General features: G+C 56.3%; 16 protein-coding genes. 7 read left to right on the top strand and 9 right to left on the bottom strand.

The genetic code is table 11. The annotated features are described in order from the left end of the window. The first annotated feature begins 64 nt into the window (after positions 1 to 64). The 7 genes from FJD34_RS08670 (at position 65) to FJD34_RS08640 (ending at position 9,030) form a co-directional block, all read left to right on the top strand. Positions 65 to 3,118 carry a PEP-utilizing enzyme gene (locus FJD34_RS08670; RefSeq protein WP_090291584.1) on the top strand — a complete coding sequence of 1,018 codons (3,054 nt, stop codon included), beginning with the start codon at positions 65 to 67 and terminating at the stop codon, positions 3,116 to 3,118. After that, on the top strand, positions 3,118 to 3,768 hold the full coding sequence (locus FJD34_RS08665) for a gamma-glutamyl-gamma-aminobutyrate hydrolase family protein (RefSeq protein WP_090291586.1): 651 nt from the start codon (positions 3,118 to 3,120) through the stop codon (positions 3,766 to 3,768). The genes FJD34_RS08670 and FJD34_RS08665 overlap by 1 nt, the downstream gene beginning before the upstream one ends. Further along, positions 3,759 to 4,538, top strand: coding sequence for a phosphocholine cytidylyltransferase family protein (locus tag FJD34_RS08660; RefSeq protein ID WP_090291588.1), 780 nt, complete (start codon positions 3,759 to 3,761; stop codon positions 4,536 to 4,538). Before FJD34_RS08665 ends, FJD34_RS08660 begins: the two co-directional genes overlap by 10 nt. A gap of 2 nt (positions 4,539 to 4,540) precedes the next feature. Next, positions 4,541 to 5,689, top strand: coding sequence for a CDP-glycerol glycerophosphotransferase family protein (locus FJD34_RS08655; protein ID WP_090291590.1), 1,149 nt, complete (start codon positions 4,541 to 4,543; stop codon positions 5,687 to 5,689). Positions 5,690 to 5,703: 14 nt separating this feature from the next. Continuing rightward, entirely contained in the window at positions 5,704 to 5,931 is a 228-nt protein-coding gene (locus tag FJD34_RS08650) for a hypothetical protein (protein WP_090291594.1), read from the top strand. A gap of 133 nt (positions 5,932 to 6,064) precedes the next feature. Next, positions 6,065 to 7,657, top strand: coding sequence for a membrane protein insertase YidC (gene yidC / locus FJD34_RS08645; RefSeq protein WP_157695989.1), 1,593 nt, complete (start codon positions 6,065 to 6,067; stop codon positions 7,655 to 7,657). 5 nt (positions 7,658 to 7,662) lie between these two features. Further along, complete coding sequence (locus FJD34_RS08640; protein ID WP_090291598.1) at positions 7,663 to 9,030, top strand: formyltransferase family protein; 1,368 nt, start codon at positions 7,663 to 7,665, stop codon at positions 9,028 to 9,030. 87 nt (positions 9,031 to 9,117) lie between these two features. Here the strand turns inward: FJD34_RS08640 and FJD34_RS08635 are convergent, their stop codons facing one another. The 9 genes from FJD34_RS08635 to serC all read right to left on the bottom strand — a co-directional run bounded on the left by FJD34_RS08635 (position 9,118) and on the right by serC (position 19,759). After that, positions 9,118 to 10,470 (bottom strand): Wzz/FepE/Etk N-terminal domain-containing protein, encoded by a 1,353-nt coding sequence (locus FJD34_RS08635; RefSeq protein WP_090291600.1) that lies wholly within the window; start codon positions 10,468 to 10,470, stop codon positions 9,118 to 9,120. A 360-nt stretch (positions 10,471 to 10,830) separates the two neighbouring features. Next, the gene (locus FJD34_RS08630) at positions 10,831 to 11,064 is read right to left on the bottom strand and encodes a lipopolysaccharide assembly protein LapA domain-containing protein (protein ID WP_065942625.1); all 234 of its coding nucleotides are present in this window, start codon (positions 11,062 to 11,064) and stop codon (positions 10,831 to 10,833) included. Between the two features lie 25 nt (positions 11,065 to 11,089). Continuing rightward, positions 11,090 to 11,386, bottom strand: coding sequence for an integration host factor subunit beta (gene ihfB / locus FJD34_RS08625; RefSeq protein WP_008437689.1), 297 nt, complete (start codon positions 11,384 to 11,386; stop codon positions 11,090 to 11,092). Between the two features lie 330 nt (positions 11,387 to 11,716). Next, positions 11,717 to 13,411, bottom strand: a complete 1,695-nt coding sequence (gene rpsA / locus FJD34_RS08620; RefSeq protein WP_029298694.1) for a 30S ribosomal protein S1 — start codon at positions 13,409 to 13,411, stop codon at positions 11,717 to 11,719. A gap of 121 nt (positions 13,412 to 13,532) precedes the next feature. Then, positions 13,533 to 14,222, bottom strand: coding sequence for a (d)CMP kinase (gene cmk, locus FJD34_RS08615; RefSeq protein WP_032863151.1), 690 nt, complete (start codon positions 14,220 to 14,222; stop codon positions 13,533 to 13,535). Further along, positions 14,219 to 16,429, bottom strand: a complete 2,211-nt coding sequence (locus FJD34_RS08610; RefSeq protein ID WP_229689202.1) for a bifunctional prephenate dehydrogenase/3-phosphoshikimate 1-carboxyvinyltransferase — start codon at positions 16,427 to 16,429, stop codon at positions 14,219 to 14,221. The genes cmk and FJD34_RS08610 overlap by 4 nt, the downstream gene beginning before the upstream one ends. A 28-nt stretch (positions 16,430 to 16,457) precedes the next feature. Continuing rightward, a complete protein-coding gene (gene hisC, locus FJD34_RS08605; RefSeq protein WP_090291604.1) occupies positions 16,458 to 17,570 on the bottom strand; it encodes a histidinol-phosphate transaminase in 1,113 nt (370 codons plus the stop codon). Positions 17,571 to 17,579: 9 nt separating this feature from the next. Continuing rightward, positions 17,580 to 18,674 (bottom strand): prephenate dehydratase, encoded by a 1,095-nt coding sequence (gene pheA / locus FJD34_RS08600; protein ID WP_029298704.1) that lies wholly within the window; start codon positions 18,672 to 18,674, stop codon positions 17,580 to 17,582. Continuing rightward, a complete protein-coding gene (gene serC / locus FJD34_RS08595) occupies positions 18,674 to 19,759 on the bottom strand; it encodes a 3-phosphoserine/phosphohydroxythreonine transaminase (RefSeq protein WP_032863438.1) in 1,086 nt (361 codons plus the stop codon). The genes pheA and serC overlap by 1 nt, the downstream gene beginning before the upstream one ends.

Below are 19,759 nucleotides of genomic sequence, written 5' to 3'. Positions count from 1 at the left end.
AGCATATTTGCTCGCTTTACGATTCACCCGCTACACCGATCCACGGATTAACGAGAAGACCACCATGCAGTCAGCAGTAATTTTTCTCGGGGCAGGTAAGCCCTTTCAGGGCGATGAGCACGCCGCCCTGCGCAGTGCCTCTGGTCATACGCGCGTCATCGACTGGCTGCTGCACGCCACGACATCGCGCATGTCCGACGTTCACTTCGTCGGCGGCTACAAGATCGACTCGATCAAGCGGCGCTACCCCGATTTCAACTATTACATCAACGCTGACTGGCAGGTGACGCAATCGGCCTATTCGTTCTTGCAGGTCGACCTTACCGACAAGAACAGAAGCCTGGCCTCTTACTCCGATATCCTTTTTCGGCGCAGCCTGGTCGATGCCATGGCTGAATCGCAAGCTGACGTCAGTGTTGCCGTGGATAGCCATTGGCGCACTCGCTACGCCGGTCGTACGCGCTCTGACTTGCAGCGTTGTGAGAAGGTTTGCCTCTACGGCGATTCGGTTACGCGTCTGGGGCCGGATATCCCATCCAGTCTCGCTTCAGCCGAATTTGTTGGCTGCGTACACTTTGGCCCCCGCGCCATCCAATACCTGCAAGAGTTCAGGACCGATCTGCAGCAGCGCTTCCAAAAAGGCCACCTCTCCGATCTGGTAGAGGCACTGCGCTGCCAAGGCATGAACGTACAAGCCGTAGACGTGCAAGGCGACTGGGCCGAATTGAATGAGCCCCAGGATCTCGCACACTTTGTTTTAGGGACCAAAGCACAGACACTCAGGCGCTTACGCCGCATGGTCCGGCTAAGTCGAATCGAAGACCAGGTGAGCTTTACCGTCGCCCAGTGGCGAGAAATCCCTGATTCACTGATTGGCACCATCCAACAAAGCTTCCCTGATCAGCGGTTGGTCATCCGCAGTAGCGCGTTGTCCGAGGATGGTTTCGTCAACTCCAATGCCGGCGCCTACATCAGCCTGCTCAATATTGATGGCGACAATGCCAACCATCTGCGCGAGTCAATCGAACACGTCATCAACTCCTACAGCGACACCAACCCTGAGAATCAGGTCCTGGTGCAGCCGATGCTGGAGAAGGTCCTCGCCAGCGGCGTGGTGTTTACCCGCAGCCTGAGCAGTGGCGCGCCCTACTACATCGTCAATTACGACGACATCAGCGGTAGCACCGAGTCGATCACCAGCGGTACCAGCCAGGATCACAAAACCCTGATGATCCGCCGTAATGCCAGCATTCAAAGTGCGAACATTCCGGATCGATTGCAGGGTTTGCTGCCAGCCCTACGCGAGATTGAATCACTGCTCGGCTATGACTCGCTGGACGTCGAGTTCGCCATCACCGCCAATGGTGGCTTGCATATCCTTCAGGTACGCCCCATCGCAGTCGACCACTCCAAGTGGGACGGTAGTGACGAGGACATCATGGCGCGCCTGGACAGCGCTCGCGACCTGTTCAAGAAGCTGCAACAACCGGCCCCATTTATTGCAGGTCAGCGCGCCCTCTTCGGCATCATGCCCGACTGGAATCCGGCAGAGATCATCGGTACCAAACCCACTCCGCTATCTGTCAGCCTCTATCGCCATTTGATCATGGACGAAACATGGGCGACCCAGCGCGCTGAATACGGATATCGGGACGTACGGCCCCAGCCCCTGCTGACCAGCTTTGCCGGTCACCCCTATGTGGATATCCGCGCCAGCTTTAACTCGTTCGTGCCCAAGTCAATCGATGAGGCCTTGGCTGGCCGCCTGGTTGAATTCTATCTGGCATGGTTGGAGCGCAATCCGCACCTGCACGATAAAGTCGAGTTTGACGTTGTGCCGACCTGCTTCGCCCTGGACTTCGAACGCTGGCATGAGCGGCTGACCCAGGAAGGTGGCTTTTCGTCACAGGAAGTCGAGCAACTGCGCGCCGCGCTGCGCGAGATCAGCGCAAACGCGATCAAGCGTAATAGCAATGACCTGGCAGTGATTGAGGAACTGGAACGACGTTTCGAGCAACTAGCCGCCACCCCCATGGCCCCACTGGAAAAAGTGTGGACGCTCCTGCTCGATTGCCGACGCTATGGCGCACTGCCATTTGCGCATTTGGCACGCAGTGCCTTTGTGGCCGTCACCCTCCTACGCTCCGCCGTGAGCACGGGGGCTTTGACAGAGGCCGAGATGGAAGACTTCCTGGGCTCCATCCGCACGGTCAGCCATATGCTGACCCATGACGCCCATGACTGCGCACGCAATGAAATGTCCTGGGATGTTTTTGTCCACAAGTATGGACACCTGCGCCCCGGAACCTACGACATCAACTCATTAAGCTACCGCGCAGATCCCGATCGCTACCTCAAGCCAATAGTTGAAAGTGCAAAGGCTTTACCTGCGCCACTTATGGCCAATGGCGCACTTTGGCATCAAGCCCGCGAGCGCTTTACCGGTGCATTGGCCGAGCAAGGCATCGTTTGTGAAGTCGACGAACTGGAGCTCTTTTTGCGGCAAGCCATTGAAGGTCGGGAGTATGGGAAGTTCGCCTTTACCCGCAACCTTTCCCTTGCACTGGATATCCTGGTGGAATGGGCCGAACCGCTGGGTGTTTCACGAGAGGATCTGGCTTACATCGATATCCAGACACTGTTGGCGTTACGAACCGAAACACTGGACATAGAAGAAACAGGCAAGAAACTGTTGCTTAAAGCACAACAGGGCAAGAGCACGCATGAACAGATCCAAGTCATCGAACTGCCTCCTCTGCTGTGTACAGAAGAAGACTTCAATGTATTCCTCTATCCCGCCACTCAACCCAACTTTGTCGGCACCGGCAGAGTACGCGGGGCTTGCGTGGATTTGAGCCAGAGCAAAGGCGAGCAGAACCTTGCCGGAAAAATCGCCCTGATTCCCCAGGCCGATCCTGGTTACGACTGGCTGTTTGGCCGCCAGATTGCCGGCCTGATCACTATGTACGGTGGAGCCAACTCCCACATGGCCATCCGGGCTGCAGAGTTCGGCCTGCCGGCAGCACTGGGCGTAGGGGAAACCGAATACCGTGCACTAGCTTCGGCTCACACCCTGGAACTGGACGCCAGCAACCGGATGATTCGGGTGATTCGTTAATGCGTATTGCAATTACACAACGGGTCGAGCAAGTACCCGGCTATGAAGAGCGCCGGGACTGCCTTGATCAGCGCTGGACCTCTTTAATGGAGGAGCTGGGTATTGATCTGCTGCCCATCCCCAACGGCCTGAAATCTCCCGCCTCCTGGCTGGAGCGCCAAGCAGTTGCTGGACTGATATTGAGTGGCGGCAATGACCTCTGCCACCTATCCAATGCCACCAACATTTCACCAGAGCGCGACTTCACCGAACGCTCGTTGCTGACCAAAGCAAGGGAGCTGAACCTGCCAGTGATGGGTGTTTGCCGCGGCATGCAAGCGCTCAACCACTTCTTGGGCGGCACGCTTGCACCCGTTACGGGCCATGTAAGTTGCGTGCATGCCGTTCATAGCCGGTCCGAGACGCAGGAGCAGTTTCTCGCCTACAGCAATGTTAATAGCTTCCACAACTGGGGAGTTAACCCTGCGGACTTGGCAGATAACTTGCTTGCCCAAGTCTGGGCCGACGACGGCACAATCGAAGCTTTTGTTCACACCCATTTACCCTGGATGGCCATCATGTGGCACCCCGAGCGCCCATCCAGCAACACCCTTTATGACGCCAAGCTCATTCGTCAGTTTTTCTTCGGTAAGGACACACCATGCGCGTAATTATTCTGGCTGCAGGCCAAGGCACACGCCTACGCCCCTTCACTGATGACCGGCCAAAGTGCCTGGTCGAATTGAACGGACGCGCCCTACTGCACCGCCAGTTGGATGTACTGCGAGCTGCCGGCCTGACGGACATTGCACTGGTAGGTGGATATCGCGCCGATTGCCTCGAAGGTCAAGGTGTCGAGGTGCTGCATAACCCCCGCTTTGCCGAAACCAACATGGTCTCCACGCTGTTTTGCGCAGAAGAGTGGATGGTCGAGGGCGAGGATCTGCTGATTGCCTATGGCGACATCATCTACACACCGTCGGTGCTTGAAAGCCTGCTAGGTACTGAAGCGCCGCTGGCCATTTCGATTGATCGAGAGTGGCGCAGATTTTGGGCTATCCGTATGGACAATCCTTTATCCGACGCAGAAACATTAAAGCTCGATGATGACAATTGCATTACCGAACTGGGAAAAAAGCCCAAGGACTATAGCGAAGTCCAAGGCCAATACATGGGGCTGATCAAAGTCCGGGGCGACCAAGTAAAGGCATTTCGTGATGCCTGGCATAACCTGGATCGTACGATCCAGCGCGATGGCAAAGACTTCGACAACATGTATATGACCACGTATCTACAACACCTTATAGACACCGGGTGGACCGCACGCGCCGCCTTTACGGACAACGGCTGGCTTGAAGTCGACACCGTGGACGACCTCAACCAGTACCACGAGATGTTTAAACGCGGTCAGTTGGATACCTTCATCCGACTTGAGGATTGAGCATGTTTGCCGGACTACGCAAGATGCTGAGGGAATGGCAGGGCATGCAAGCGTTCAAGCGCGTGCCCCGTAGTGAGCGTCAGATCGTGTTTTACTCGGAGGGCCGAGGCTACTGGTCATACTTTGAGCCTGTCTTTACCGCACTGCAAAACCGTCACGCAGCGCCAGTGCTTTACGTGACGTCAGCCGAGAACGACCCGCTACTGCAGAATCCACCCGCAGGCATGCGCTCCTTCTACATTGGCGAAAACAGCGTGCGCACGCTGTTCTTCGCCTCACTGGATGCCGATGTTCTGCTGATGACCATGCCGGACCTGCAGAGCTTCCACATCAAGCGCTCACCTTTTTCCGTCCACTACACCTATCTGCACCACTCGATCGTCAGCACCCACATGATCTACCGTGCGGCAGCATTCGACCATTTCGACTCCATCTTATGTGTAGGCCCGCACCACATCGCCGAGACCAGAGCCCGGGAACAGGCACTTGGCCTACCTGCCAAGACGCTGGTCGAGCATGGATACGGGCGACTGGACACTATTATGGAGAGTGGTCTTCAAGGCCCACCTGCGCGCAGTGATATCCCTGCACAGATCCTTGTGGCTCCAACCTGGGGCGAAAATGGCCTGATCGAGCGGCACGGGATCGATGCAATCCAACCTCTTATCGAAGCAGGCCTACGAGTCATCCTGCGTCCGCACCCACGCACACGAAAATTGGCTCCGCGGACCCTTGACGAAATCTGTACCTATTTTCGCGACGAGCCGCGATTTCAGATGGACGAAGACAGTGATGGCACCACGTCACTACGTGATTCGGATATCATGCTCAGCGATTGGTCCGGTGCGGCATTGGAGTTCGCATTCGGGTTGGAGCGACCGGTCATCTTTGCCGATGTTCCCCGCAAAGTGCTGAACCCCGAATATACCGCAGTCGGTCTTGAACCTATTGAGGTACAGATACGCGACCAGGTTGGTGTTGTTGTATCAACGGATGAATTGGCGAAGTTAGGTGAAATTGCGCAAACAATGGCAACTGACTCGCATAAGTGGCAAACAACGCTGCACCAGACGCGTCAGCGTTGGATCTATAACAGCGGTCGAAGCGGCGATACAGCCGCCGATTACTTGGTTTCTTTAATTAAACAATGATGGGGCGCTTTATCATGAAAAAATCTAATTTCTCCGTGCTTGCCTTGCTCTGCCTGGTACTGCTGCCAATCAACGCCTTTGCCTACCTAGATCCGGGAACCGGTAGCGCCATGCTGCAGGGCATCCTGGGGGCGCTGGCAGCCATTGCCATGGTGCTGAAGCTCTACTGGCACCGCCTCCTGCGCATGCTCGGCCTACGCAAAGATGTGATGAAGAAAGAGTCCGACACTGACAAAAAGTAAGACCGCCGGATCCCGGAGTCCAGCCTGCCATACCTAAATGTATATCGCAGGCTGGCATATGCATTCGCTCATCTATGAGTTGAGACACCCACTCAAGTTCTGCCTTCACCGAACGCTGCCAAAAGTTACTCTTATGCAAAAGTCAAAGAAACTCTATCAGTGTAATTGGCTCGGCTGGTTATTCCTGCTTTTTATCAATATTGCAAGTGCCGCTGACCAACCGCCCATTATCCTGAGCAATTCAAGTTTACACTTGGAGTTCAACTTAGAGTCGGGCACCGTTCGGCATTGGTCGCTACCTCAGCTTCATGGCACCCAGGGACATACCCAAGATATGGCGGCCCCCAAGGGCCAGCTGTTTTTGCTACGCGGCGAGTTAGCAGGCAAGAGTGTCAAGGACTGGGAGCAACTGGCCGGCGGCTGGAAAGTCCTGTCCCAGAATCATGACACCCTGGTACTTGGCCTCGAAAGCAACGACCTGCCATTCAGCCTCAAGAAAACCTGGCATTTGCTTGACCATCACTGGCGTACCGATTTCACCCTGGACCTGGACTTCAAACAGATTGAGCTGAGCAAAGCCGATCGTCTTGACCTAGTGATAGGCCCTGGCATCGGGGAAGTCCCGGCGGTTGGCCTGGGAATGGGCCAAAGTATCTATTCGTTTACCGAGCTGGCTTATGGCACACCTGATGGTGTGATGACCCTGCGCCTGAACAATCAGGATATGCCACAGGGCTATAGCTCCCAAGAGGAGGAAAAATGGAACTGGATAGGCCTGCAAAGCCGCTATCTGGCTCTGATCCTGACCCCTTCCAACGATCCAGCCAGACGCTCACCCTGGCTTGCCAGCACCCCAACTGAGCCAGAAGGTGATGTCAAACACGCGGCCTTCGAAACCTCCATCGACATCTCCCTACCGCTTTTCGACAGCACCAACGGCCAACAGCAAAGCTATCAGTGGAGTGTGTTCGGTGGCGGCAAAGCCTACAAAGCATTGACCGCCCAGGACCCTGATCTGGGAGGACTACTGTTCTCCGGGCTGTGGGATTGGATGCGCGGGCTAAGCCTGGGGATCATGCACATACTGCACTTTATCCAGCAGTGGGTCGGCAGTTGGGGAGTCGCGATTATCCTACTGGCCTTCCTGGTACGCCTGGCCGTTTACCCTATTGCCAAAAATGCGATCTCCGCGCAAAAGAAATTTGCCGCTATTCAAGCGCGAATTCAGCCGGAGTTGCAGGAAATCCGTAGGAACTATAAAGGCGGCGAGCAAAGTGAGCGCATCCTGCAACTTTACGAAAGTCATAAAGTAAGTCCTTTGGCAGGGTTAAAACCACTTTTGATCGTACTGATTCAAGTACCTATCTTTGTCTCGCTTTATCACCTGCTGGGCCAGACATTCGAGTTGCGCGACGCGTCATTCCTCTGGATGAAGACACTGGCTGAGCCTGATCAATTGTTCTCGCTGGGCATCGACTTGCCACTGTTCGGCTCTTACTTCAACCTGCTGCCAGTTTTGATGTCGCTGACCACCCTGCTGAGCATCAAGCTGAACCCCACACCTACTGCAGATGGCAAGTCCTCACTTCGTCAGAGCCTGACAACCGGCTTGATGGGCCTTGGGTTCTTCCTGCTGTTTTACTCTTTCCCTTCCGGGATGGTTCTGTATTGGACCGTCGCCAACATTTTGCAGGTTGTCCATCAAAAATTAGCCAAGGCAGGGTGATCTGAATGATGCTCGAACGATACATGGATAACTATTTGCCAGCCTCTGTCGCCGCTACCAAGCCAGGCGTCTATTTTGATACCGCCTCCAGGCTAGCGGCGTGCGCGAGCAAACACGACTGGGCAGATACAGAACTCCAGACCCTGGAATTTCTGTCCAAACGAATCGAAATTTCCCGTTGCATCTACGACAGTTATCTTGAGAGCGGTGCACGCGCGTCCTCCACTCTACTAGTCGCCGAACTACAGCCTCTGGCCTTGCTGCTGCTATTCAAGGACTTCCAGCGCCTGTCTGCTGCCGGGAACGACAACAGCGCCATCAAGCGGCTGAACGCCATACTCAGATTGCTCGATTATCTAAGCACCAATAAAGTCGTGCTGGCCGAAGAACTGCTCTCCCTTATAAATACAAAAGCCGAGCAGTTTCTTCAGGCACTGCAACACGCGAATACCCAACCAACCGAAGCTCTTGTTACGCCAGAGGTGATGCCAGCAGGCGCCCTCCCTCTGACCGTACTGTTCTGGGAAGGCCCGATTGCACGCGCCTATCTGGCAACACTGAAAAGTATGGGGCTCAAGCCCAAAAAGATTATCCATCTGGTAGCCAAGAACGATCTGTCGACCAAAAAGCCAGTGGGGCGCTTCCTGCCAGGCTTGATGAAATTGGCGTACGCGCAATCCAAGCAGAAAAACAGTATCCACCACTGGTCAGCGACACTGCAGAAAACCGAAACCGCCCTGTATCAGAAGGTAAGGGGCACCATCGAAAGCAGCCTGGCTTTCTCGAAGGACGTGCTCGACGACGCTTTAGCTCTCGGTGATCTGGAAGAGTATTGCGCCGATGTCGAAACACTGATGATTGACAATCTGGCTGACGAAGCCCTCTCTACTCGATTGACCGCCCTCCCCCAAACACAAATCCTGTTCACCGGTGGGGGTATTGTTCCCAAAAAGCTGCTGGAAATCAGCTCGCTCAAGTTCATTCATATACATCCCGGCTACCTGCCAGATGTACGTGGCGCAGATTGCGCGCTGTGGTCACACCTCATGAAAGGCCGAACTTCGGCTACATGCTTTTACATGGCACCCGGCATTGACGACGGTGATGTTATTTTCGCGGCCTACCTACCCACGCTGAAGTTTGCTACCGCAACAACCGAAACAGAGCTGAAAACACTCTACAGGGCCACCTACGCCTTCTTTGATCCGTGGATCCGTGCTTGCGTACTACGCCGCTCACTCAGCCTGACCAAGGGCTTTACCACGGTTGCCGCCCACCCTCAGAGTGAAGCTTCCAGTGTGACGTATCACTTTATGCATGAGCGTATTCAAAGGGTTGCATTTGATCGAATATTCCCTGTGGCCAGACCATAATCGAGCAAACATAAAAAAGCCCACTCAACGTGGGCTGTTTTATATTCATTTTCCGACAGCAGTAACTGCTTATCTTACCCATCACAGTCAGCTTTTGGAAAGTTCGCGCTGAACACCTTCAGATGGATTCGGTAAAGACGCCTGCACCAGACTCACCTGCTGCACGTCTTTATTGTCCGAGCTGCGGAAAGCATGGCGGGCCAAGGCAATAAACACCGCAAGGATAGCGCCCAGAAACAATCCAATCAGTACCACCAAAGGGCGATTTGGTTTGACGGGCGACAGCGGTTCAAGCGCCTGCTGGTCGATGGTCACGAGCTTCAATCGGCTCATATCAATATTCAAATTATTCAGACGAGTCATTTCGGCCCGTATTGGCTGCACGCCAGCAAGGAAGATGTCTTCATTTTCCCGACGGTTGAGCACTTCAATTTCGCGATTGGTCGCCAACATCTGAAGCTCCTTGGCAATCTGCGCAATGCGGCCTTCCGTGAAATCATCGGTTTTACGCTGCTGCAGAGCCGTCAGTTCAGCCTTGAGCGCCTCTACCCCCATAAAATAAAGCGGGATTTGCTGATTGTTGATCTCGGTGCGCATTACGCTCGAAGCACCGGAACGCATCGACTCGCCCAGGGAGGATGGTGTCGCTGGCTTTTGAATACCCAAAGACTTTGCGATTCCGATGGCTTCGTTTAACTGAGCCATCCGATCACCTCGATGGGTTTTCAGTTGGACGCGCAGTGCTTTCAACTCATCCTGCAATTGCGCACGCCGAGTCGCATCAGCCTCCTGTAAAGAAGCAATTTTTGCTTCTTTCTCAATATCGTAGTTCTTGCGTGCGGAGTCGTACCTTCCTTCAAGCTCATTCAGGCGGTTTTTTACAATCACCTTTAAATCTGCGGCTATTTGCTCCCGCTCATTGGCAATTGCATAATCGACAAAGCCATTAAGGATCGAAACTCCATCAATCCCTTTTGGGTAGTTCATATCAAGTCTGATAAAGGCACTCAAGGAATCTTTCTTGCTTGCGTCCGGCAAAACCAACTTGATCGAATTGCGATTGAACTCCTCAAAGCTCTGCTCCAAGGTCCGGCCTGGTCGCTCGAACTCTTTGAACAGATTTTGATTGGCCCTGAAAAAAGCCAGACGAGTATCGTACGACTCAAGGGATGCACCCACCTTGAGCAGCGCGTCCGGAGGAGGAAGCTGATAAACCTCAGAGCGATTCAACGCATCGAGCTCATTGAGCGCAGCCGGGCGCAGGACAGTACTGACCTGATACTCCGGAGTCGCTAGAAACGCATAAGCGGCTGCCAGCAAGCCGACACAAGCGGTCACCGCCGCAAGGAGCTTCTTCTGCCGCCAAACGATATTAAACAACGCAACGAGGTCGATCTCGCCGGACGAGGGAACGGGGGGCGCGCGGAAGCTACTACTCACAACAAAAACCTGCCTTCAAGGAGAAACTGCGGGCTCGTTATGCAGACGATCTTGTGGTGATTTTATATTTATAAGGGTCGACCAAAAGCCCAGCGTCGCTGCCTAGCCTTGGACACACAAAATGACTGGTATCGAGAACAGGTTGCATTTTGCCATCTCGCCGTCACATTGCAAGAGTTGACATAACTTTAAGGCAATTCTCAAACATCGAAGAAGTTGTAAGAATTAAGGCCAGAGAGCCTATTAAAGCCACTATTTCCCGAACACAGAGAAGCGCTTAACCGCCTAGGGAACCGACACCAAAGGGAAGGCTCAACCCTACAATACAGTCGACAAACGGTCTAAGCCGTCAGTCCAACCCTACAACACTGGCTTTAGGCGCTTCTTGCGGCGCACTAGCAACCCCAGGATCGGCCCCACCAGCATCCCAACAATCAACGCCAATGTCACAAACACCGAAACTGGCAGCTCTGGCGTAGACCATCCCAAAAACGCCAGGGCGACGCCTTGCTGGTTTTCCAGTACGAATGCCAGGATCACCAAGGTGACGACTAGCACAATCAGTACCAGGGCGACGCGCTTTACACCGCGCATAAACTTCTCCTATCCCCAAAAAAACTCAGACGCTTTCTTCTTCGTCTTCGTTCACTCGATCGCGCAATTCCTTGCCCGGTTTGAAGTGGGGCACAAATTTGCCGTCGAGGCTGACGGACTGGCCGGTTTTTGGGTTGCGGCCCACACGTGGCGCACGGTAGTGCAGCGAAAAACTGCCAAACCCACGAATCTCGATTCGATCGCCCGTGGCCAGGCACTGGGACATTTGCTCAAGCATGGTCTTGATGGCCAACTCCACATCCTTGGATGAGAGCAGCCCTTGATGGGTGACAATTCGTTCGATCAACTCCGACTTCGTCATATTTTTCCCTTCTTTTTCAAGCAGCTAGGAAAAGCGCTCCGAAGGTTTTAGCATGACCAGATGAATTTGAACAGCCTGTGGCTTGACTTATCTTGCGCAAATTATGGCAACCCCAACAAGACCAAGGACGCGAGCAGGCTCACCCCAGGAAAGCGCAGGAGCCCCCTCCCCAGAAAAGCACTGGAAGTGTGCCTCAATAGCAAGATCGCCGCCTGCAAGCAGCCTCAGGACGATCGCGCTACACCTACCAACCTCCCGCCCCGTAAAACCCAAATCACAGACACAAAAAAGGGCGACCGAAGTCGCCCTTTTTCTATGGTCTAACAGAACTTAGTTCTGTTTTTCCATTTGTGCACGCAGCAGGTCGCCCAGAGTGGTCGGACCCGAAGCAATGTCAGAGGTAGCTGGCTTATCGCGCAGGCTCTGGATTGCTTCTTTCTCTTCGATCTCGTCTTTCGACTTGATGGAGAGCTGGATTACACGGCTCTTGCGGTCAACGCTGATGATCTTGGCTTCTACTTCCTGGCCTTCTTTCAGAACGTTACGAGCGTCTTCAACGCGATCACGGCTGATTTCGGAGGCTTTCAGAGTCGCTTCGATATCGTCACCCAAAGTGATGATGGCGCCTTTAGCGTCAACTTCCTTCACGATGCCTTTAACGATTGCACCCTTGTCGTTCTCTTGAACGTACTCGGAGAACGGATCGCTTTCCAGTTGCTTGATACCCAGGGAGATGCGCTCGCGCTCTGGGTCAACCGACAGGATAACGGTGTCCAGCTCGTCGCCCTTCTTGAAACGACGAACAGCTTCTTCGCCAACTTCGTTCCAGGAGATGTCGGACAGGTGAACCAGGCCGTCGATGCCGCCGTCCAGACCAATGAAGATACCGAAATCGGTGATCGACTTGATGGTGCCGGAGATTTTATCGCCCTTGTTGAACTGGCCAGAGAAATCTTCCCATGGGTTAGATTTGCACTGCTTGATGCCCAGGGAGATACGACGACGCTCTTCGTCGATGTCCAGAACCATAACTTCCACTTCGTCGCCGACTTGTACGACTTTCGAAGGGTGGATGTTCTTGTTGGTCCAGTCCATTTCGGAAACGTGTACCAGGCCTTCCACGCCTTCTTCCAGCTCTGCGAAGCAGCCGTAGTCGGTCAGGTTGGTAACACGCGCGGTTACGCGAGTGCTTTCTGGGTAACGGGCTTTGATAGCAACCCATGGATCTTCACCCAGTTGCTTCAGGCCCAGGGAAACACGGTTGCGCTCGCGATCGTATTTCAGAACCTTGACATCGATCTCGTCGCCAACATTGACGATTTCGGAAGGATGCTTGATACGCTTCCAAGCCATGTCGGTAATGTGCAGCAGGCCATCGACGCCACCCAGATCGACGAATGCGCCGTAATCGGTGAGGTTCTTGACGATACCTTTGACTTGTTGGCCTTCCTGCAGGGATTCCAGCAGAGCTTCACGCTCGGCGGAGTTCTCTGCTTCCAGGACGCTGCGACGGGAAACGACAACGTTGTTGCGCTTCTGGTCGAGCTTGATGACCTTGAATTCGAGTTCTTTGCCTTCCAGGTGCGTGGTGTCGCGCACAGGACGAACGTCGACCAAAGAACCTGGCAGGAACGCACGGATGCCGTTAACGTCGACAGTGAAGCCGCCTTTAACCTTACCGTTGATAACGCCCTTGACCACTTCTTCAGCTGCGAAGGCTGCTTCGAGAACAATCCAGCATTCAGCGCGCTTGGCTTTTTCACGGGACAGCTTGGTTTCACCGAAACCGTCTTCAACCGAGTCCAGAGCAACGTGAACTTCGTCACCGACATTGATAGTCAGGTCGCCAGCGTCGTTGTAGAACTGCTCAAGCGGGATGAGTGCTTCAGACTTCAGACCAGCGTGAACGGTTACCCAGCGAGCTTGGTAATCGATATCAACGATAACACCGGTGATGATGGAGCCTGCCTGAAGGTTCAGGGTTTTTAGGCTTTCTTCAAAGAGTTCCGCAAAGCTTTCGCTCATTTTAATTCCTGTTGATAAGGGCGAAGAATACGCCCATCTGCCACACCCCAGACGGTGTGGGTTACGTTCATATAAGAGAAGAAGCGCAGGTCTAGGACTGGTCCCCTGCACTTCCTCTGAGTCATCCGGCGATATCGCGAAGAGCGATTTCACTCAAGATGCGTTCCAACACCTGCTCGATGGACAATTCCGTGGAATCCAGCTGTATGGCGTCAGCCGCCGGTTTGAGCGGGGCTACCGCACGCTGGGTGTCACGCTCATCGCGTGCACGAATCTCATCTAGCAGACTCGACAGACTAACACCATCTACCTTGCCCTTCAACTGCAAGTAACGGCGGCGCGCCCGCTCCTCGGCACTGGCCGTCAGGAAAATCTTCAGCGGCGCCTCGGGAAACACCACGGTGCCCATGTCGCGGCCATCGGCCACCAGGCCCGGCGGCTCCTGGAAAGCCCGCTGGCGTTGCAGCAAGGCATCACGCACAGCCGGCAATGCGGCGACCTGGGAGGCCCAGGAGCCGACCTGCTCGTTACGCAGGTCATCGGTCACATCATCGCCTTCGAGGATAATGCGCAGCGAGTGACCTTCGGTCGCCCCGACGAACTGCACGTCAAGGTGAGCCGCCAGCAGCACCAACGACTCTTCGTTGGTCAGGTCGACGCCATGGTTGCGCGCTGCGAAAGCCAGCAGGCGATACAGCGCCCCGGAATCCAGCAGGCACCACCCCAGACGCTTGGCCAAAAGGCCCGCAACCGTGCCTTTGCCAGAACCGCTTGGCCCGTCGATGGTAATCACCGGTGCTTTGATATTCACAATTGAGCCTCTTGGGCAACACGAATGCCGACTTGGGCACACAGTGTAAGAAAATTCGGAAAAGATGTTGCTACGTTGGCACAGTCATGGATACGAATCGGCCCAGTGGCACACAAGGAAGCCACACTGAATGCCATGGCAATCCGATGATCACCGTGTGCATGCACCTCGCCACCCGCCATACTGCCACCGTCAATGATAATCCCATCAGGTGTCGGCACACACTTCACGCCCAGCGCCAGGAGACCATCGGCCATGACCTGGATCCGGTCGGACTCCTTGACCCGCAACTCTTCGGCACCCCGCAATACCGTGCGCCCTTGCGCGCAGGCGGCGGCAACAAACAGTACGGGAAACTCGTCGATTGCCAGGGGCACCAGCGCCTCCGGAATCTCGATACCCTTGAGCGGTGCCGCACGCACGCGCAGATCGGCCACAGGCTCACCCCCGACTTCGCGCGGGTTTTCCAGGGTGATATCAGCCCCCATCAGGCGCAGGATATCGATCACTCCGGTACGGGTCGGATTGATCCCCACATGCTCAAGCAGCAACTCCGAACCCTCGGCTATCGAGGCTGCCACCAAGAAAAATGCCGAAGAAGAGATGTCGCCCGGCACTTCGATACGCGTTGCCACCAATGCATGACCTGACTCAATGGCTGCCGTCGCGCCTGCGACTTCCACCGGGCAGCCAAAGCCGCGCAACATCCGCTCGGTATGATCACGGGTTGGCGCAGGCTCGGTGACTGCCGTACGCCCTTCGGCATACAGCCCGGCCAACAGCAGGCTGGATTTAACCTGGGCACTGGCCATCGGCAGCATATAGCTCAAGCCCTTGAGGGTTTGCCCGCCGCGAATGGTCAGTGGTGGTCGGCCTTCAGGGCCAGTCTCGATCACTGCCCCCATTTCCCGCAACGGCTTGGCTACCCGATTCATCGGCCGCTTGGACAGCGAAGCATCGCCGATCAAGACACTGTCAAAACGCTGCGCCGCCAACAATCCCGACAACAGGCGCATGGAAGTGCCCGAATTACCGAGATAGATAGGGCCCGGCGCAGGCTGCAAGCCATGCAAGCCGACACCATGGATGGTCACCTTCCCATGATGCGGGCCTTCAATCACCACGCCCATATCACGGAACGCCTGCAAGGTCGCCAGGGCATCCTCCCCTTCCAGGAAACCTTCGACTTCAGTCACACCCTCCGCCAGCGACCCCAGCATGATCGATCGATGGGAAATGGACTTGTCACCCGGCACTCGGACCGTTCCGCTCAAACGCCCACCCGGACTGGCGACAAAGACCACATCATCGGCGTTCACTGCCGCATCCACATAGGCCCGGCGCGCCAGAATTTTGCTGAAGTGCTCACGTGCGACCCGCGCACGGGTGAAGACACCCAGCAACTGGTGCCCGTCGCCAGCATCGACCGCGTCGCGCAAGGCGTCGAGGTCGCTGCGAAAAGTATCTAGAGTCCGCAGCACCGCCTCGCGATTGGCGAGAAAGATGTCGTGCCACATCACCGGATCACTGCCGGCGATCCGGGTAAAGTCGCGGAAACCACCGGCTGCGTAACGGAAAATTTCCAGATTCTCGTTACGTTTGGCCAAGGAATCAACCAGGCCAAATGCCAGCAGATGCGGCAAATGACTGGTCGCCGCCAGCACTTCGTCGTGGCGCTCGACCTGCATATGCTCGACATCCGCACCCAGTTCGCGCCACAGGCGGTCCACGACTGCCAAGGCCGCCGGGTCGGTTTCGGCCAATGGCGTGAGGATCACCTTGTGCCGACGGAACAACTGCGAGTTGGAGGCTTCCACCCCGCTCTGCTCGGAGCCGGCAATCGGATGCCCCGGCACGAAACGCGCCGGCATACCGCCAAACGCCAACCGTGCCGCGCGCACCACATTGCCCTTGGCGCTGCCGACATCCGTCAGGATCGCCTGGCCCAGGTCCATGCTGGCCAACAATGCCAGCAGTTTTTCCATAGCCAGGATTGGCACCGCCAACTGAATGACATCAGCTCCCTGACAGGCAACCGCCAGGTCCGCCTCGCAGCGGTCCACCACGCCCAGCTCAACCGCCAGTTTGCGCGATTGCGGGTCCAGGTCCACGCCAACCACTTCGCCACACAAGCCGCTTTCACGCAGGCCCTTGGCAAAGGAGCCACCAATCAATCCCAGACCGACCACCACCAGGCGACCGATCACAGGCACAGCAAGTTGCTTTGCAATCACATCAACCACGGGCCAGAACCTTGGCCAACGCCTCAAGGAAGCGGCTGTTTTCAGCCGGCAAACCAATGGTGATACGCAAGTGGTTCGGCATGCCGTAATTGGCCACCGGACGCACGATCACGCCTTCGCGCAGCAGGCCCTGGAACACTGGGGCTGCCACCTGGCCAAGGTCGACGCAAACGAAATTGCCCTTGGAGGGAATCCAACCCAGGCCCAGCTCACGAAAGCCCTGCTGCAGTTGCTGCATACCGCTCTCGTTGATCCGCCGCCCTTCTTCCAGGTACTCGGCATCCTTGAGCGCCGCACAAGCCGCCGCCAGCGCCAGGCTGTTGACGTTGAACGGCTGGCGCACCCGGTTCAGCACATCAGCGACAATGGCTGTGGATAACCCGTAACCGACCCGCAACGACGCCAGGCCATAAGCCTTGGAGAAGGTGCGTGAGACCAGCAGGTTCGGGTAGGCCGCCAGGAAGTCCAGGCCGTCGGGCAGATCACTGCCTTCGGCATACTCGATATAGGCCTCGTCCAGCACCACCAGCACATGTTCCGGCACGTCTTGCAGGAACTCGTCCAGCGCCTCGACACCAAACCAGGTGCCGGTCGGGTTGTTCGGATTGGCGATAAACACCACCCGGGTCTGGGCGTCGATGGCGGCCAACATGGCCGGCAGGTCATGCCCCCAGTCCTTGGCGGCAATCACCCGCGCCTCGGCACCGACGGCCTGGGTGACAATCGGATAGACCGCAAACGCATGCTCACTGAACACTGCATTCAAGCCCGGCGCCAGATAGGCACGCGCCACCAGTTCCAGAATATCGTTGGAACCGTTGCCCAGGGTGACCTGAGCCAGCTCAACCCGGCAGCTCTCGGCCAACAGGGACTTGAGGGCAAAACCATTGCCATCAGGGTAACGCGTCAGCTCGGCCAGCTCTTCGCGAAGCGCCGCCAGCACCTTGGGGCTTGGACCCAGGGGGTTTTCATTGCTCGCCAGCTTGACGATCTTTGCCGGATCCAGGTTCAGCTCGCGCGCCAACTCGTCCACAGGCTTGCCTGGAACGTAAGGCGACAGTTGTTGCACGCCCGGCTGTGCCAGGGCGAGGAAGTTGCCACTCATGTCAAAGCCTCACAAAACCGCTTTCGGGTAGGAGCCCAGCACCTTGAGTGCCACGGCTTCCTGACTGATTTTCTCCAGCACACCCTTGACCAGCGGATCACGGTGGTGGCCGACGAAGTCGATAAAGAACACATAGGTCCATTTACCGCTGCGTGAAGGACGCGTTTCAATGCGCGTCAGGTCAATCCCGTTGTCATGGAACGGCACCAGCAGCTCATGCAGCGCGCCGGGCTTGTTGCTCATGGAGACGATGATCGAGGTTTTGTCGTCGCCGGTCGGTGGCACTTCCTGGCTGCCGATCATCAAGAAACGCGTGGAGTTGTCCGGGCGATCCTCGATTTTCTCGGCCAGGCGTGTCAGGCCATACAGACCCGCCGCCATATCCCCGGCAATCGCAGCCGAATTCCACTCACCCTTGACCCGCTTGGCCGCTTCGGCGTTGCTGGACACCGCCACGCGCTCGACATTCGGGTAATGGGCATCCAGCCACTTGCGGCACTGGGCCAGCGACTGGGCATGGGAGTAAATACGGCTGATGCTGTCGGTCTTGGTGTTTTCGCCCACCAGCAAATGGTGGTGAATACGCAGCTCGACTTCGCCACAGATCACCATGTCGTGCTCAAGGAAGCTGTCGAGGGTATGGTTGACCGCACCTTCGGTGGAGTTTTCCACCGGCACCACGCCAAAATTCACCGCACCCGCAGCCACTTCGCGGAACACTTCGTCGATGGCCGCCATGGGTTTGCTGATCACCGCGTGGCCGAAATGTTTCATGGCCGCCGCCTGGGTGAAGGTGCCCTCGGGGCCGAGGTAAGCCACTTTCAATGGCTGCTCCAGGGCCAGGCACGAAGACATGATCTCGCGGAACAACCGCGCCATTTCTTCATTGCCCAGCGGCCCCTGGTTGCGCTCCATGACGCGCTTGAGCACCTGGGCTTCACGCTCCGGACGGTAAAAAACCGGCACTTCGCCTTCAGCCAGGGAGGCCATTTTGACCCGTGCCACTTCCTGGGCACAGCGCGCCCGCTCACTGATCAGCTCCAGGACTTTGGTGTCCAGGGCGTCAATGCGCACGCGCAGGGCCTTGAGTTCTTGCTCAGACATTAGCCGTGTTCCTTTTCGAACTCTGCCATGTAAGCCACCAGCGCCTTGATGGCATTGATATCAACGGCGTTGTAGATCGAGGCACGCATGCCACCCACCGAACGATGACCCTTGAGGTTCAGCAGGCCACGCGCGTCGGCACCCGCCAGGAATGGCTTGTCCAGGCGGTCGTCGGCCAGGCGGAATGGCACGTTCATCCACGAACGGGCGCTCAGGCTGATCGGGTTGCTGTACAGGCCGCTGGCGTCGATGAAGTCGTACAGGGTGCGCTTCTTCTCTTCGTTGAGCTTGCCCATGGCCGCGACACCGCCCTGCTCCTTGAGCCACTCGAACACCAGGCCCGAGAGGTACCAGGCAAAGGCCGGCGGGGTGTTGTACATCGAGCCGTTGTCGGCCGCGACCTTGTAGTTGAGCATGGTCGGGCACACCGAGCGGGCACGACCGAGCAGGTCTTCACGGATGATGTTGACCAGGATGCCGCTCGGGCCGATGTTCTTCTGGGCGCCGGCGTAGATCATGCCGTAGCGGGACACATCCATCGGGCGCGAGAGAATGTCCGAGGACATATCACACACCAGAGGCACATCACCCACTTCAGGTACCCAGTCGAATTCCAGGCCACCGATGGTTTCGTTCTGCACGTAGTGCACGTAGGCCGCGTCTTTCGACAACTTCCATTCGTTCTGACCTGGAATGGCGAAATAGTCATACGGCTTGGCGGTGCCGGCCACGTTGATGTTGCCGTAGCGCGAGGCCTCTTCAATGGCCTTCTGCCCCCAGATACCGGTATCGATATAGTCGGCAGTGCCGTCTTCCGGCAGCAGGTTCAGCGGGATCTGGGCGAACTGCTGGCTGGCGCCGCCTTGCAGGAACAGCACCTTGTAGTCCGACGGGATGTCCAGCAGGTCACGCAGATCCTGCTCGGCCTTGGTGGCAATGGACACGAACTCATCACTGCGATGGCTCATTTCCATCACGGAGAGGCCTTTGCCATGCCAGTCGAGGAGTTCACCCTGCGCGCGCTGCAGGACCGCTTCAGGAAGTGCCGCGGGACCAGCACAGAAGTTATAGGCTCTCTTGCTCAC

It is taken from the genome of Pseudomonas brenneri, from assembly GCF_007858285.1.
Classification (GTDB): Bacteria; Pseudomonadota; Gammaproteobacteria; order Pseudomonadales; family Pseudomonadaceae; genus Aquipseudomonas; species Aquipseudomonas brenneri.
This window is presented reverse-complemented; position numbering and strand designations above follow the sequence as displayed.